The 15416-nt window shown below is 38.2% G+C and carries 12 protein-coding genes; 11 read left to right on the top strand and 1 reads right to left on the bottom strand.

Annotation, left to right across the window (positions count from 1 at the left end; genetic code table 11):
- Positions 1 to 51: 51 nt before the first annotated feature.
- The 9 genes from CLO1100_RS13775 (at position 52) to glmS (ending at position 12379) form a co-directional block, all read left to right on the top strand.
- Positions 52 to 1422, top strand: a complete 1371-nt coding sequence (locus tag CLO1100_RS13775) for an aminotransferase class V-fold PLP-dependent enzyme (protein ID WP_014314366.1) — start codon at positions 52 to 54, stop codon at positions 1420 to 1422.
- Between the two features lie 123 nt (positions 1423 to 1545).
- Complete coding sequence (locus CLO1100_RS13770) at positions 1546 to 3474, top strand: NAD(+) synthase (RefSeq protein WP_014314365.1); 1929 nt, start codon at positions 1546 to 1548, stop codon at positions 3472 to 3474.
- 16 nt (positions 3475 to 3490) lie between these two features.
- On the top strand, positions 3491 to 3595 hold the full coding sequence (locus tag CLO1100_RS13765; protein ID WP_014314364.1) for a hypothetical protein: 105 nt from the start codon (positions 3491 to 3493) through the stop codon (positions 3593 to 3595).
- 138 nt (positions 3596 to 3733) lie between these two features.
- Positions 3734 to 4609 (top strand): diadenylate cyclase CdaA, encoded by an 876-nt coding sequence (gene cdaA / locus CLO1100_RS13760; protein WP_014314363.1) that lies wholly within the window; start codon positions 3734 to 3736, stop codon positions 4607 to 4609.
- Complete coding sequence (locus CLO1100_RS13755; RefSeq protein ID WP_014314362.1) at positions 4606 to 5847, top strand: CdaR family protein; 1242 nt, start codon at positions 4606 to 4608, stop codon at positions 5845 to 5847. The genes cdaA and CLO1100_RS13755 overlap by 4 nt, the downstream gene beginning before the upstream one ends.
- A 4-nt stretch (positions 5848 to 5851) precedes the next feature.
- Positions 5852 to 7438 carry an FAD-dependent protein gene (locus tag CLO1100_RS13750; RefSeq protein WP_014314361.1) on the top strand — a complete coding sequence of 529 codons (1587 nt, stop codon included), beginning with the start codon at positions 5852 to 5854 and terminating at the stop codon, positions 7436 to 7438.
- 79 nt (positions 7439 to 7517) lie between these two features.
- Positions 7518 to 8867, top strand: a complete 1350-nt coding sequence (gene glmM, locus CLO1100_RS13745; RefSeq protein ID WP_014314360.1) for a phosphoglucosamine mutase — start codon at positions 7518 to 7520, stop codon at positions 8865 to 8867.
- A 122-nt stretch (positions 8868 to 8989) separates the two neighbouring features.
- Complete coding sequence (locus CLO1100_RS20030; RefSeq protein ID WP_014314359.1) at positions 8990 to 9982, top strand: hypothetical protein; 993 nt, start codon at positions 8990 to 8992, stop codon at positions 9980 to 9982.
- Positions 9983 to 10552: 570 nt separating this feature from the next.
- Positions 10553 to 12379, top strand: a complete 1827-nt coding sequence (glmS, locus tag CLO1100_RS13730; protein ID WP_014314357.1) for a glutamine--fructose-6-phosphate transaminase (isomerizing) — start codon at positions 10553 to 10555, stop codon at positions 12377 to 12379.
- A 320-nt stretch (positions 12380 to 12699) separates the two neighbouring features.
- Here glmS and CLO1100_RS13725 read toward each other — a convergent pair whose 3' ends face one another.
- Positions 12700 to 12996, bottom strand: coding sequence for a hypothetical protein (locus CLO1100_RS13725; RefSeq protein WP_014314356.1), 297 nt, complete (start codon positions 12994 to 12996; stop codon positions 12700 to 12702).
- 500 nt (positions 12997 to 13496) lie between these two features.
- On the opposite strand from CLO1100_RS13725, the gene CLO1100_RS13720 reads away from it, so the two are divergent.
- Positions 13497 to 14936 carry a substrate-binding domain-containing protein gene (locus CLO1100_RS13720; RefSeq protein ID WP_014314355.1) on the top strand — a complete coding sequence of 480 codons (1440 nt, stop codon included), beginning with the start codon at positions 13497 to 13499 and terminating at the stop codon, positions 14934 to 14936.
- Positions 14915 to 15073: a ribose-5-phosphate isomerase A gene (locus CLO1100_RS21275; protein ID WP_347455749.1), complete on the top strand. Its 159-nt coding sequence runs from the start codon at positions 14915 to 14917 to the stop codon at positions 15071 to 15073. Before CLO1100_RS13720 ends, CLO1100_RS21275 begins: the two co-directional genes overlap by 22 nt.
- The last annotated feature ends 343 nt before the right edge of the window (positions 15074 to 15416 follow it).

Here is a 15416-nt window from a genome sequence, read left to right as displayed (position 1 = left end):
TAATACACCAATATACTGTTACTAGCATAATCAAGTGAATGGAGTATTTTTATGCCCCAAAACATTCGATATAACAATATGCACCCATACCGTAGCCTAGTAGCAGGAGTGGATACAAGAATACCTCTGGACAATGGTTCATTTACAACGGCAATTAATTTTGACAATGCAGCTACTACGCCTCCGTTTCTGTCTGTAGTTAAGGGAATTGATAGCTTTATACCATGGTATTCATCCGTCCATAGGGGCAAAGGGTATAAGTCTGTTATGTCAACGAATTTATATGAAGAGGGACGCCAGACTGTAAAGGATTTTGTGAAGGCTGACCACGATAATGACACGGTAGTGTATACAAAAAATACTACAGAAGCAATAAATATACTTGCGTACATACTCAATCAGCAGAAAAACGGAAAGGACGTAGTGTTGTCCACTTGGATGGAACATGCTGCAAACGATCTGCCCTGGCGGGATAAATTCACTGTTGACTATATCGAAACAGATGAATTTGGAAGACTGTCCATGAATGATCTGGAGGATAAGCTGAGAAAATATAAAAATAAGGTACGAATTGTTACAGTGACCGGAGCGTCAAACGTTACTGGATATATAAATGATGTTTATACAATCGCTGCACTGGCACACAGGTACGAGGCAGAAATACACGTGGATGGAGCCCAGTTGGTGCCACATTTGCCGGTGGATATGAAACCTTTTGGTACCGATTCTCATATCGACTATCTCTCATTTTCAGCACATAAAATGTATGCCCCGTACGGCAGCGGCTCGTTGATAGGGCCGAAATCTACATTTGATGTTGGCTTGCCTTATTGTCAGGGGGGAAGTGCAATCACCCTGGTTACACATAATAAAATTTGGTGGGAGGAGCCTCCGCATAAGGATGAAGCAAGTACACCAAATCTATTAGGAATAGCCGCACTGATTTCATCAATCAAAACATTGACTTCATTAGGAATGGACAATATATTCAAACATGAAAGGTTACTGTTATATTATGCATATGAAAAGATGAAAAGTATTCCGGGAATTACCTTTTATAGTCATCCTGAAAGTCAGGAATCCATTGGAGTTATTCCATTTAATATGGAGGGTGTACACCACTCACTTATGTCGGCTATTTTATCATATGAAGCAGGTATAGCGGTAAGGAACGGCTTTTTCTGCGCCCATCCTTATTGTGAACGATTACTGGGGTATTCGGCACAGGATATGGAGGATATGATGAGAGACCCCAAAAGTATATTCCCGGGAATTGTAAGGGCCAGTTTTGGTATCTATAACGGGTTTAACGAAATTGACAGATTTATTGCCTTTCTCAATCAGATTTCTTTGAATAAAAAATATTATGTTGATAAGTATGGCAATTCCAGAAGCAGATACCATATCAAAAACGAAGTTTAAATATACAAAAAAATACACAAATATGATACACTAAATAAAACCATAGTATTACCCGCAGCGGGAAACAAGTATTGCCTGTGGTAAAAATGGAAAAAATAATAAAAATACATTTAGGTGATAAAAATGAATTACGGATTTGTTAGAGTTGCAGCTTTCGTGCCGGAATTGAAAGTCGCAAATTGTGATTTTAATGCCGGGGAAATAATAAAGGCGGCTAGGACAGCCGACAATCAGGGGGCACAATTTGTTGTATTCCCTGAACTGGCTGTTACATCCTATACTTGCGGAGATTTGTTCTTGCAAACGACACTGCAAAAAAGGGCATTAATCTCTCTGGAGGTAATAATTTCTGAAACGGCTTCTCTGGAATGTGTTATAATATTAGGTATGCCGTTAACTTTAGACAGCAGGCTGTACAACTGTGCTGTAATTATAAAAAGTGGAAGTATTTTGGGGGTCGTCCCAAAGTGCTACATACCCAATTACAGCGAGTTTTATGAAGCTAGATGGTTTTCGTCAGGGATGGACAAACCTGCGGAAACAATAAATATACTCGGAAAGACCGTACCTTTTGGAATTGACATATTATTTGAAGCTGCAAACATGGATGGTTTGTGTTTTGGAATAGAAATATGCGAAGACCTGTGGGTTCCAATACCACCCAGCAGTAATCAGGCTCTTAATGGAGCAACGCTGTTGTTTAATCTGTCTGCAAGCAATGATATCGTTGGAAAACATGAATACAGGGAAGACCTTATTAAGATGCAGTCGGCAAAATGTTCTGCTGCTTATGTATACGTATCGTCAGGGCCCAATGAATCAACTACGGACCTGGTTTTCGGAGGACATTCACTTATTAGTGAATACGGCTCGGTACTTGCGCAGACAGAGAGGTTTTCTTTTGATGAAAAAATGGTTATTTCGGACATAGACATACAGCGACTTGTTAATGAAAGATTTAAAAATTCTGCTTTCAAGAACAATTCTAATGATACGGCTTTCAGAAAAGTACCATTTTGTGTAGCAGAACATAAAACAGGTAAACTGCTAAGGTGGATAGATCCTCATCCTTTTGTTCCATCAGACCCAAATGCAAGAAACAAGAGGTGTGAAGAGATATTCAACATTCAGACCTCGGGTCTGGGAAAAAGACTCAGGCACACGGGGCTTAACAAATGCGTTATAGGGATTTCCGGTGGCCTTGATTCCACTCTGGCACTGTTGGTTATTGTTAAAACCTACGACAGGCTGGGGCTTGACAGGAAGAACATTCATGCGGTTACAATGCCCGGATTCGGAACCTCATCAAATACTCTTGGTAACTCACTTGAACTGATGAGGCTCATGAACGTTACAACTCACCGTATAGACATAAAGGAAGCGTGTTTAAAGCATTTTGAGGATATCGGACATGATCCTCTAAATTACGACGTCACTTATGAGAATGTTCAGGCCAGAGAACGAACCCAGATATTGATGGATATGGCAAACAAAATTGGTGGACTTGTTATCGGAACGGGTGATTTATCCGAGCTTGCATTGGGATGGGCAACTTATAATGGAGACCATATGTCAATGTATGCGGTAAACTCCGGAGTCCCAAAGACATTGGTAAAATACCTGGTGCAATGGTGTGCAGACTATTTGTTCAACAATGACATCAGAAATGTACTGTTAAGTGTTCTGGACACTCCTATAAGTCCTGAGCTTCTTCCTACAGACAAGGAAGGCTGTATACAACAAAAGACTGAGGATATCGTGGGCCCGTATGAGCTTCATGATTTTTACCTTTACCATTTGGTAAGATACGGAGCTGAGCCTGATAAGATTTACAAACTTGCCGAGCAGGCTTTTGAGGACAAATACGATAAAGCTACTATAAAAAAATGGCTTGAAACCTTCTTAAGGAGATTCTTTAGTCAGCAGTTCAAGCGTTCATGTTTGCCGGATGGTCCAAAGGTGGGTTCAATTAGTCTCTCCCCAAGGGGTGACTGGCGAATGCCCAGTGATGCCGATGTCGGAATATGGTTAAATAAGTTAACTAATGTATGAGTTTTAGGAGGTTATTATGCAAAAAAAATGGGTTAAAACGGTTGCTTTGATACTTGCAATTATAATGCTGCTTACCACATTGGGTGTGGCAGGATATTCAATTATTACCTCAGGTCAGTAGTATTATAAAAATAGCTTTATAAATCCGTAAAAATTAGTCAATTTTACCCATTTTACGAATGCGGTAAATATAATAAAATTATTATGTGATTTTATATTTTTCTGTAAAAGTATTGTATCTTACAAGGGTGTGAATTGTTTGCTGGATGCTGTTGCTGTTAATTTTAAAAGCATATTGGATTTTTTATCGGTATATGTACCATTTACCCAGCCATTGGAAATACTGCGCTCATTAGTTGACGTAAGTATTGTTTCTTATCTTACTTATAAGCTAATACAGCTTGTAAAGGAGACAAGAGCGTGGCAGCTGGTAAAGGGTATTATTGTAATTCTCATTGTAGCAATGCTCAGTGACTGGCTTAAATTACGCACTCTAGCCTATATACTGAACAGAACAATAGAACTTGCGGGATTTGCACTGGTAGTTGTATTTCAGCCTGAGTTAAGGCGTGGACTTGAACAGATTGGAAGAAGTAACTTTAAAGGCTTTTTCAGTTTTGATGAAAAGGATACCACCATACATACGACTTTTACAATAGAAGAAATAGTAAAAGCGTGTACCGAGCTGTCAAGAACAAAGACCGGAGCACTTATTGTAGTTGAACGTGAAACAAAGCTCGGTGAAATCATAAATACGGGAACACGACTTGATTCTAGTGTTAGCGCCGAGTTGATAATAAATATATTTACACCGAACACACCGTTGCATGACGGAGCTTTAATTTTAAGAAACAATAAATTGAAATCAGCAGCATGTTTTCTTCCTCTTACCGATAACCCAAACCTGAGCAAGGAGCTTGGCACCAGACACAGGGCTGCACTGGGAATTACGGAAGTATCCGACTGCATATCGGTAGTTGTGTCAGAAGAAACAGGAAAAATATCTTATGCCTTAAATGGCGGTTTAACTAGAAATCTTACGCCTGATATTTTACGAAAGGCGTTAAATAAAAATTTACTGGAAAAGAAGTCTGTAAACAAGAAGCTGGCACTTTGGAAGGGGAAATCAAAGTGAAAGAATTCCTGAAGAAGGATCTAACATTAAAAATATTTTCAATATTATTCGCTATATTTCTGTGGTTTGCAATTAACCCTGTACAGACAGAACATTATACTGTTCCATTAAATGTTATAAATGAGGAGAGTCTTAAATCACAAGGACTTGTTTTGAACAGTAAAAACTTCAACAAATACGTTGTTGTGGATGTCAGGGACAAGGGAGATGTTCTTGATAATATAAAGGACACTGATTTTGAAGTAACCCTTGACTTGTCAAAAGTTAAAAGTGTAAATGACAAGGTTATTGCATTGGAACCACCTGTTTATTTGGGCAGGGAAAGAATTAACCCCAAAAATATAGAGCTCAAGCAAAAAACGATTACACTTGATCTGGCACGTATTGAGGAGAATCCTTTTATAGTTCAGGTGGAAACCCTCGGTAAACTCCCGGCGGGTTACGAGATAATTTCTAAGACTGCACAACCGGATACAGTATCAATACAGGATATTGACACTGTTATAGCTTCAGTTGGCTCCGTAAAGGCTTTTGTTGACGTAACCGGCCTTGACAGAAACCTGGAAATCAGGAAGGAATGTAAGGTATACGACAAAAAAGGCGTGGAGATGCCGGGTCTGGGCAAGAAACTTAACGTTGACATAAAGATAGAGATAGGTAAGAGAGTACCGGTTATACCAATCACACAAGGTGTTCCTGCAGAAAATTACCTTGAGGGTGAATATTCCGTTAAGCCTGACAGCATACTAGTTACAGGTGACCCGGATATCATGGATAAAGTTAACGAGGTTAAGACTGTTCCCATAAATATTGAAAAAGCAGATAAAACTTTAAATACGCAGGTTTTATTGCAGATACCAAATGGTCTCAAGCTTGTGAGTTCTACTCGTGAAGTTAGTGTTGAGGTAAAGATTATTCCGTTGGATGTAAAGACTTATAAATTTGAACCAAGGGACATGACTCTGGAAGGCACTATAAATGACAATACACTTGCTTATGAGATAATAGAGCCTGTATCGGTAACTTTAAAAGGGAAAAAGGAAGATATGGCAAATGTAACGGTGAATAGCCTTTTGGCAAAGATAGATGTAAGCGGGCTGAAGGACGGAGAGCACCGTATTCCGTTACAGGTTACACTGCCGCCAAACATTACGCAGTCAGGTGAGACTAAAGTACTTGTAAAAATAACAAAAGTACCTGCAGAAGAAAATCAGAATTTGCAGCAGGATACAAGGTGAAAACATGAAAATTTTAATATCAAATCTGGTAACAACGCTTGATGGAGAACAAAAGGAACTTGAACATCAGGTGCTACAAAAGCTTAGAATAAACACCAATTTAGTTAAAAATATAAAAATAGTAAAACAATCAACAGATGCCAGGAAAAAACCTGGCATACGTTTTGTCTACTCGGTTTCTTGTGAGCTTGTTGATAATGTCAAAATACCTGCCGATAAGGACATTCGAATCCTTGATGAATTACCGGAGGAAGAATTATTTCCGGGAAATAAACCAATACAGGGTAGACTTCTTGTAGTAGGAACCGGCCCTGCCGGTCTTTTCTGTGCACTTATCCTAGCCCAGAACGGTTACAGGCCCATTGTAATTGAACGAGGCGGGAATGTCAGTGAGCGTACCGAAAAGGTGGCTACTTACTGGAATAGTGGAAACCTTGATACCGAAACCAATGTACAGTTCGGTGAAGGGGGAGCAGGTACTTTCTCCGATGGGAAGCTTACAACCAGAATAAATGATGCAAGGTGCGAAAAGGTTCTTAGTGAATTTCACAAGTTTGGTGCACCTGACGAAATATTATACAAAGCAAAACCCCACATTGGTACAGATATTCTAAAGAATATTGTAGTGCAAATGAGAATGGAAATTGAACGTCTTGGGGGAACTGTTCTTTTTAATACGAAGATGGTAGATGTTAAGAACCTAAATGGAGAAATCTGTGGGGTTTACACCAACACCAACTCATTTATAGACACAAATGCTGTAGTACTGGCTATTGGACACAGTGCAAGGGATACCTTTGAAATGCTGTATAGAAGGGGTATTACCTTTGTACAGAAGCCATTTTCAATTGGGGTGAGAATAGAACATCCTCAAGAGGTTATAAACACGGCACAATATGGCGATGCAGCAGGGCACCCGGCACTAGGGCCGGCAGATTACCAGCTTTTCTGCAAATTTTTGGAGCGTACGGCATATTCCTTTTGTATGTGTCCCGGCGGAGTAGTTGTCGCCTCAGCTTCTGAGACGGACACTATAGTTACCAATGGTATGAGTGAATTCAAACGGGACAAGGATAATGCTAACAGTGCATTGGTGGTTTCTGTAGGGCCCGGGGATTTTGGAACACAGCACCCTCTTGCAGGAATTGAGTTCCAGAGAAAATGGGAAAGGCTTGCTTTTGAAACAGGAGGAAGAAATAATAGTGCTCCCGTGCAAAGGCTTGAGGATTTTCTGGAGGGAAGGACAGGAGGACTTGGCAGTGTAAAGCCCAGCTATACCGGAGAAACCCGATGTGCAGATATTAATAATTGTCTGCCGAATTATGTTACGGATAGTATGAAACAGTCAATAAGCTATTTTGACAGAAGGTTAAAAGGGTTTGGCATGAAGGATGCATTGCTTACAGGTGTTGAGACAAGAACCTCATCTCCGGTGAGAATTCCAAGAAACGATAAGCTTGAATGTGTTGATTTGCAGGGACTTTACCCGGCAGGCGAGGGAGCAGGATACGCTGGTGGAATAGTAAGTGCGGCTGTGGACGGAATACGGATAGCAGAACAAATTATTAAAACTTATGCAATTCCGAAATAGAACTATTAATAACATATTAAAAGATGATATATTATATAATGAAAGTTAAATTCGAAATAAATGGAACTTGGAGGATAAAATGGGAAGATTATTTGGAACTGACGGGGTCAGAGGTGTTGCAAATCTTGAATTGACTCCAAAACTTGCATATCAACTTGGCCAGGCAGGCGCTTACGTACTTACCGGAGAAACCAAGCATACACCTAAAATACTTGTTGGTATGGATACAAGAATATCAGGGGATATGCTGGAAGCTGCTCTGATTTCGGGAATTTGTTCTGTAGGAGCGCAGGTTGTCAGCCTTGGAGTAATTCCAACTCCTGCAATAGCGTACCTTACAAGACAGTATGATGCCGATGCGGGTGTTGTTATTTCAGCTTCACATAACCCTTTTGAATATAACGGAATAAAGTTTTTCAATTCAAACGGGTATAAGCTGCCTGATGCTATTGAAGATAAAATTGAAGAAATAATACAAAATGACGGTGAAGATTTGCCTAAGCCGGTAGGACAGAATATTGGATTCAAATGCTATCAGGAAAATGCTCTCGAAGATTACGTAAACTTCGTAAAGGGAACTATTACAGGTGACCTTGAAGGAATAAAGGTAGCAATTGATTGCGCAAATGGGGCATCATTTCAAGCGGCTCCTATGGCACTGTTTGATTTAAAGGCAGAAGTGAGTGTTATAAATAATGAACCTGACGGAACAAATATAAACAGCGGGTGCGGTTCTACACATATGCAGCAGCTTCAGGCGTATGTAAAGGAGATAAAGGCTGACATAGGTCTTGCTTTTGACGGCGATGCTGACAGAGTTCTTGCTGTTGATGAAAACGGTAATATTGTAGACGGCGACCAGATAATGGCTATTATAGGCTTGTACCTGAAGGATAAAGGTATGCTGGCTCAAAATACAGTTGTGGCTACAGTTATGAGCAACATGGGTCTTGATATTATGGCTAAAAATAACGGCCTTACTATTGAGAAAACAAAGGTTGGAGACAGATACGTTCTGGAAGAAATGCTCAATAAAGGATATATGCTTGGCGGTGAGCAGTCCGGCCATATTATATTCCTGGACCACAATACTACAGGAGACGGACTTTTAACTGCCGTTCAGCTGCTGAAGGTTTTAAAAGATTCGGGTAAAAAGCTTTCAGAGCTTGCGGGAGTAATGCAGATATTGCCTCAGGTATTGATAAATGCAAAGGTAACCAATGAAAAGAAGTATAAATACCTGGACGACGAAGTAATCAAGAAGATGTGCAAGGAGCTTGAGGACGAGTTCAAGGGAGAAGGAAGAGTCCTTATTAGACCTTCAGGAACCGAGCCTTTGGTAAGAGTAATGATTGAAGGCAAGAAAAAGGATATTATTACCAGACGTGCAAAGGAACTCGTAAGAGTTATTGAAGGAAGACTGTCTTAAAGGTATACATAATAGGAGGAGTGGGAAAGATTTTTCCGCCCTTCTATTTTTTTGTTTTTTGGGTGTTAAATGTCCTTTTAAATTTACTTATAAATTAGATAAGTATTTTTGGAGGGACTATTATGCAAAAAAATGATAAAACAGATAAAAATATAGAAGCAGTATCCGGAAGAGGAAACAGAAATTTTCAAAATAAAATATTGGCTCAAAAGACTGTAACTTCAGCAAAAGCAGCCGGCAAAACCACTAAGGAAGACGAGACAGTCAAAACCGCTGTTTTAACGTCTCAAAAGGAAATTACCCAGTTAAAAAAATTCTGTGCACTTGTTAATAATGCAATTGATAAAAAAAGTTCAACAGCCGTACAAAATGCAATAAAAGGTTTGGAGGCTTCCATAAAGCTTGCAAACGGGGTACTGTTATTAAATAATGTTACTGCAAAAAATGTAACTACTGCACAAAATAAAATAACCATGGCTAATATTAATGCTGCTTTATCCGGAGCAATAATCACTGCTGAGAAGGCTTTGGAGAAGAGCAAAGGTTTATTGGCAGGAATTAAAAGCTTTGAAGACTTTCTAAAAAAACTTGCAGACCATGAATCCAGCGGAGACTATAAAGTTGTAAATGGACTGGGATACCTTGGAAAATACCAAATGGGTGAATTAGCGCTGGCAGATGCAGGCTTCTATTATGAAAAAGTTGAGAAAGGTGCCTACAGAGTAGACGGGGATAATAATTTTGAAGGAATGTGGAGTGACTTGGCCAATAAGTATAATGTGTTCAGTAAGAAAGACTTTTTAAACAATGAAGAGGCTCAGGAGACAGCATTTCTGGCTTTTCTTGCAAAGGTATGGGGATATATCAAGCCATATAAAAAGCATATTGGCGAAACAAAGTGCGGAGTATATATAACCGCATCAGGTCTACTGGCAGGGGCTCATTTGCTTGGTCCAAAAGGCGTCGCACAGTTGTTTGGCGGTAAAAAGGTTTACCCGGAGGACAAAAACGGTGTTCCCGTTGACGGCAATAAAACACCTATTACAGTGTATATAAAGGATATGGGAGGTCATGACCTGACTCCGCTTCTGGGTTATAATCCGGATAAGTCCTAGTATAATTACCCACAAAAGTTAAAAAACTGTGAATTGTGTTGACAATTTTATAGTATATATAATATATTGTAGTATAGATGTGAATGATTTTAAGAAATAACTGGATACTAAGGGGGTGAGAAAAAAGGCAGGATTAGATTGAATTAAAAAGGCGCCAGGACAGATTTTATATAAGTCTGTTGACGAGGAGAAGGAAGCGATGCACAAACCAACGTGTGTCGTATCGAAAGATTCGGCGGATACCTTCCGGCTGTTACGGTCGAGAGAGACAAAACAAAGCTTGCAGGCGACTGCAAAAACAAAATGGTCTCATGTAACTGATCCTGTATTATATCTTATAAAATTCATTATATATAAAAATTTAATATTGTTTTTTAGAAATTGGGAGGGTGTTTTAGTTTTGCCCTTTTTTACACTGATGCGTTATTTTTGCGTTGTTTTTTCGCCTGTACTAAGGGGAAAGTGTATCTTTTTTTGGGTAAAAGTACGTTTAATAAAGTTTATAGTTAGCTAAAACCGTTGAAACAAGGAATAATTATGTAAACTAACAAATATAGAAGGAGAATTAATATGTGCGGAATAGTTGGATATATTGGAAATAGAAAAGCAGTACCTGTTCTTATAAATGGATTGTCAAAGCTTGAATACAGAGGATATGATTCAGCAGGTGTCTCTGTTAATGAGGGCGGAATTTTAAAGGTTATCAAGTGCAAGGGCAGACTTGCATGTCTGGAAGAAAAGCTTGAATCAGAGAAGTTAAACGGTTGTATGGGAATCGGTCATACCAGATGGGCTACTCACGGCGAGCCTAACGATGTTAATTCACACCCACACATAAGTCAGTCTGGTGAAATAGTTGTTGTCCATAACGGAATTATTGAGAACTATATGCAAATAAAAGAGTTTTTAAAGGGTCAGGGATATGTTTTTAGATCAGAGACTGATACCGAAGTTATTGCACACCTTGTGGAATATTACTACGATGGAGACCTTGTAGATGCAGTAATGAAGGCAATTGATGAAATCGAAGGGTCCTATGCGCTGGGAGTACTTTGCAAGGACGATGAGAATATGTTTGTATGTGCGAGAAAAGACAGTCCTTTGATTATAGGTCTTGGGGAAGGTGAAAACTTCATTGCTTCGGATATTCCTGCAATTCTTGAATATACAAGAAATATTTATATTCTTGAGGACAAGGAAGTTGCCATTCTCACAAGAGATAGCGTACAGGTATTCAATAGCCTTGGCGCTCCTGTTGATAAAGAGATTTTCAAGGTAAACTGGGATGTAGAAGCTGCTGAAAAGGGTGGCTACGAGCATTTTATGATGAAGGAAATGTATGAAGAACCAAAGGTTATAAGGGATACTATAAATCCTCGTTTAAAGGACGGTGGACTGGTTCTTGATAATGTTACAATTACCGAGGAAGATATTAACAAGCTGGAAAAAATCTATATCGTTGCCTGTGGAACGGCATATCATGCAGGTGTTATAGGAAAATACACTATTGAAAAGCTTTGCAGAATCCCGGTAGAAGTAGATGTTGCATCTGAATTCCGTTACCGTGACCCTCTTATTTCTGATAAGAATATGACAATAATAATAAGCCAGTCGGGAGAAACTCTGGATACCCTGTTTGCACTACGTGAGTCAAAGAAAAGGGGAGCAAGAATTCTATCTATAGTTAATGTTGTAGGTAGCTCTATTGCACGTGATTCAGATGACGTTCTATACACATGGGCAGGGCCTGAAATTGCAGTTGCATCAACAAAAGCATACAATACCCAGTTGGCGGCTCTCTATATGGTGGCTCTTGAGCTTGGGCTTAAAAAGGGTACAATCACAAAAGAGGAAGCCGACGCTGTTCTAAATCAGCTAAAAGAGATTCCAAACGATATTGAAAAGATACTGGAGAATAAGGACGATATACAGAAATTTGCTCATCAGCATTACAATGCCAAGAGTATATTCTTTATCGGAAGAGGCCTTGACTACGCTCTCTCATTGGAAGGCTCGTTAAAGCTAAAGGAAATCTCATACATTCACTCGGAGGCATACGCAGGTGGCGAATTGAAGCACGGAACAATTGCACTTATTGAAAAAGGAACTCTTGTTGTTTGCCCAATGACTCAGGATACCCTGTTTGACAAAATGGTAAGTAATATCCGTGAGGTTAAGGCCAGAGGTGCCGTGGTTCTCGCTATTACACAGGAAAAGCATGCAGAGGAACTGCGAAAGACAGCAGACACTGTAATAACCATACCAGACGTGGACTCACTAACTGCTCCAATTTCAGCAGTTACCCCGTTACAACTATTTGCTTACTACATGGCAATAGAAAAGGGTTGCGATGTTGATAAGCCAAGGAATCTTGCTAAGAGTGTAACGGTGGAGTAGTGGGATGGGATAGGTGTGTAGGTAGGTTCTCATAAAGTTTGAGAATATATCTCAAAAAGATTGAGAATGAAAGTTCTCATAGAGTTTAGAACTACAAAAATAATTCTTTAAAAGTAATGTGTCTTGGTATGAAAATCAAGATGCATTACTTTTATATTTGATTTAAGATGGAGAAATAAAAATGAAATTTTTAGCTCGTCCACATATTTACTATAAATAAATCTCCATAAAAACTGTGAAGAAATATAACTTGTTATGCCTTAACATTAGAAAATCCCACAGGCATAAGTAGCCTGAAGGATTTATTGCTAAGAGCTACTTCATCGCCTCAAGAAATTAAAAAGCATTCGGCAGTCGAAAAAACCTTGCTTGTAAAAGAAAGTCTGATTGTCGGCGGATAGTTTTCCGTTTAAGCAGTCAAGCTCCAAAACCAGTTCAAAAGTCTCAGAAGGCAATAAATTCGCCAGCTTCTTCAAGATGTCCTGATACTTATCGGAGAATTCCATATAGGCAGCAGAATTGATGAAATCGTCGCTCAAATTATCAATTCTGCTGTCCATACAAGATTTAATGAAAGTCTCCCTGCCCATAAAAGCATCGTCATTGTTAAAAATCATATATTTCCCTCCAAAGAAAAAATGGAGGGAAAATTAAAAAGTGCGGATAGGTGTGACCCTACACGCACTTGTTTTATTGCAAAAAGAAGCAAAACCAAGTATAATAAAAACTGGTTGCTGTGGTGGACGAAAGTCCATACGTGTGGGTGGTAACATCACCTGCATGAGTTTCTAAGTGCGCTAACACTTAGAAATCACGGCAACTATTTAATTTTCCCTAAAAAGATTATATCTATTATGGGAGAATTTTGCAACAAGTTTATAATATATTTACTTATAGTACAGTCAATTCAGATTCCCGGCCAAAGCCCACACTGGAGATAACATTTAATCATTAATCAGCAAAAATTCGGTAAAATTTAAATAAGACAATCAATATTTGACTACATGTAAAACTATTGATACTATGTAGCATATCGGTAAAATCTGATAACTAACTGGTAATTAATGTTATTTATATTTAAAATCTGTTATTGAAATTTTTACTAGGGTGTGTGTATATGAATATAAAGAGATACTACATAGTTACTTTTATTCTAGCTTTTATTGCTTCTCCGATTGTTGCAACTGTAGGTATAATAGCCGGAGGTATGACTAATATAATCTATATGCGTGTGTTTATTATGATTCTTTTGCTTTGTTTGATGTGGTTTTTATGGATAAAGTCCTGCGAAACACCTGAAAGCGCATCAAAACTTCTATTGCCCATTTTTGAAGCTTATGCTTATTACATGATAATTTGGGTGATTATGTACGGAGTTTCTAAATATCATTTTGACAGCAGCTTGTTTTCAGGTATATTCCAAATAGCTACCATTCCTTACTTTGTTATAAACTTTATGTTTGCCTTTGGCGGGGACTATAATCTCTTTCCTGCTATTAATTCGGTTATAACTATTGTTTCGATAATTACAATTTATTTATCATGTATAGTTAAAAAAAGGAAAATTAAATTCGATAAAAGTATATTGGTATATGCTCTTATATTTGCTTTTCTATCAGGAACAGCCATATTTCAATATTATGACAGAACAACGAAAGTCTTTTCGGATGATAAAAATGTTCAACAGGTTAATGATGAGGTTAATCTTTCTGAATACCAGCCTTTCTCGTCAAATAATTTGCTGAAAAATTTAAATGATAACCCCACTATTTCTATTTCCGATAATTATCCAAAGCTCGATGGAGCAACGGCAGCTTATCCTGTTTACGGCTCGATTGTTCAAGAAATATATAAGGGATTAGACGAAAATAGTGTTAATGATTATGTTTCTTGCACGAAAACTGCTGAAGCATACACTCATCTTGTAAATGGCAATATTGATATTTTTTTCGGCGCTCAGCCATCAAAGCAACAACTTAAAATGGCAGAATCTAAAGGTGTAAAATTTGAATTAACCCCGATAGCGAAGGAAGCATTTGTTTTCTTCGTAAATAAGGATAATCCGATTGATAATTTGACCCTTGAGGAGATTCAAGACATCTATCAAAAAAAGTTAACTAATTGGAGCAAGTTAGGTGGTAAAAACGAAAAAATACTTCCTTTTCAACGACCGGAAAACTCTGGTAGCCAAACCATAATGCTTGCAAAAGTGATGAACGGCAAGACATTGCCTACTCCTCTTTGGGAAGAATATTCATCGGGAATGGGTGAAATTATTAGTCAGACAGCTGCTTATAGAAACTATACTTCAGCAATCGGATATTCTTTTAGGTATTTTGCAACCGGAATGAAGCCCAATAGTAATATTAAAATGTTAAATATTAACGGAATAGCACCTTCGAACCAAAACATTCGTGAAAAGAAATATCCGTTTACCGTTGATGTTTATGCTGTAACAGCAGGCTCAAAGAATCCCAATACAAATAAGTTAATTCAGTGGATTCTGACTGAGCAAGGACAGCAATTCATCGAAACTTGTGGATATATTCGCCATTGATATTTAGGCTGCATGTAATTTGTCAACACTGTAGTATACATGGTGCAGATGAGGTAGATTTGTGCTTTAACGGTATTAAAGGAGGAGGAGGAGCATTATTCTTTGAAAAAATTGTTGTCACTTCCCAAATACTTTAGTACCCATATAACTTGACTAAAATAGGTAGACTTCATAGTATTCTATGAATGTCTACCTATAAATTCTACGAATGTCTACCTATAATTTTTAATATTGTAAGTTTATTATCTATATTGTATATTTATAGTAATTAAAGTATTTTAAGGCAGATATATGTCAGAAGCAAAACTATATATAATTAAAGCTCCAATACAAAAACCAAAGACGATTGAGATAAGCAGAACACAAACAGAGGAAGTAATAGCTACCTAAGTTTTGTACAGATGCGAACCTTGGAAATGTAATATATTGGGTATCATAATATAACAAAAAGGTGAAAACCTTATCACTTACGAATTTGTT

This window comes from Clostridium sp. BNL1100 (genome assembly GCF_000244875.1).
Lineage (GTDB): Bacteria > Bacillota > Clostridia > Acetivibrionales > DSM-1351 > Ruminiclostridium.
The sequence above is the reverse complement of the archived record's forward strand: the minus strand, read 5'-3'. Positions and strand labels throughout refer to the sequence as shown.

What these genes read in the sequence shown, in the direction of transcription:
- CLO1100_RS13775 (WP_014314366.1), top strand. Translation starts at nt 52, where the DNA reads ATGCCCCAAAACATTCGATATAACAATATGCACCCATACCGTAGCCTA.
- CLO1100_RS13770 (WP_014314365.1), top strand. Translation starts at nt 1,546, where the DNA reads ATGAATTACGGATTTGTTAGAGTTGCAGCTTTCGTGCCGGAATTGAAA.
- CLO1100_RS13765 (WP_014314364.1), top strand. Translation starts at nt 3,491, where the DNA reads ATGCAAAAAAAATGGGTTAAAACGGTTGCTTTGATACTTGCAATTATA.
- CLO1100_RS13750 (WP_014314361.1), top strand. Translation starts at nt 5,852, where the DNA reads ATGAAAATTTTAATATCAAATCTGGTAACAACGCTTGATGGAGAACAA.
- glmM (WP_014314360.1), top strand. Translation starts at nt 7,518, where the DNA reads ATGGGAAGATTATTTGGAACTGACGGGGTCAGAGGTGTTGCAAATCTT.
- CLO1100_RS20030 (WP_014314359.1), top strand. Translation starts at nt 8,990, where the DNA reads ATGCAAAAAAATGATAAAACAGATAAAAATATAGAAGCAGTATCCGGA.
- glmS (WP_014314357.1), top strand. Translation starts at nt 10,553, where the DNA reads ATGTGCGGAATAGTTGGATATATTGGAAATAGAAAAGCAGTACCTGTT.
- CLO1100_RS13725 (WP_014314356.1), bottom strand. Translation starts at nt 12,996, where the DNA reads ATGATTTTTAACAATGACGATGCTTTTATGGGCAGGGAGACTTTCATT.
- CLO1100_RS13720 (WP_014314355.1), top strand. Translation starts at nt 13,497, where the DNA reads ATGAATATAAAGAGATACTACATAGTTACTTTTATTCTAGCTTTTATT.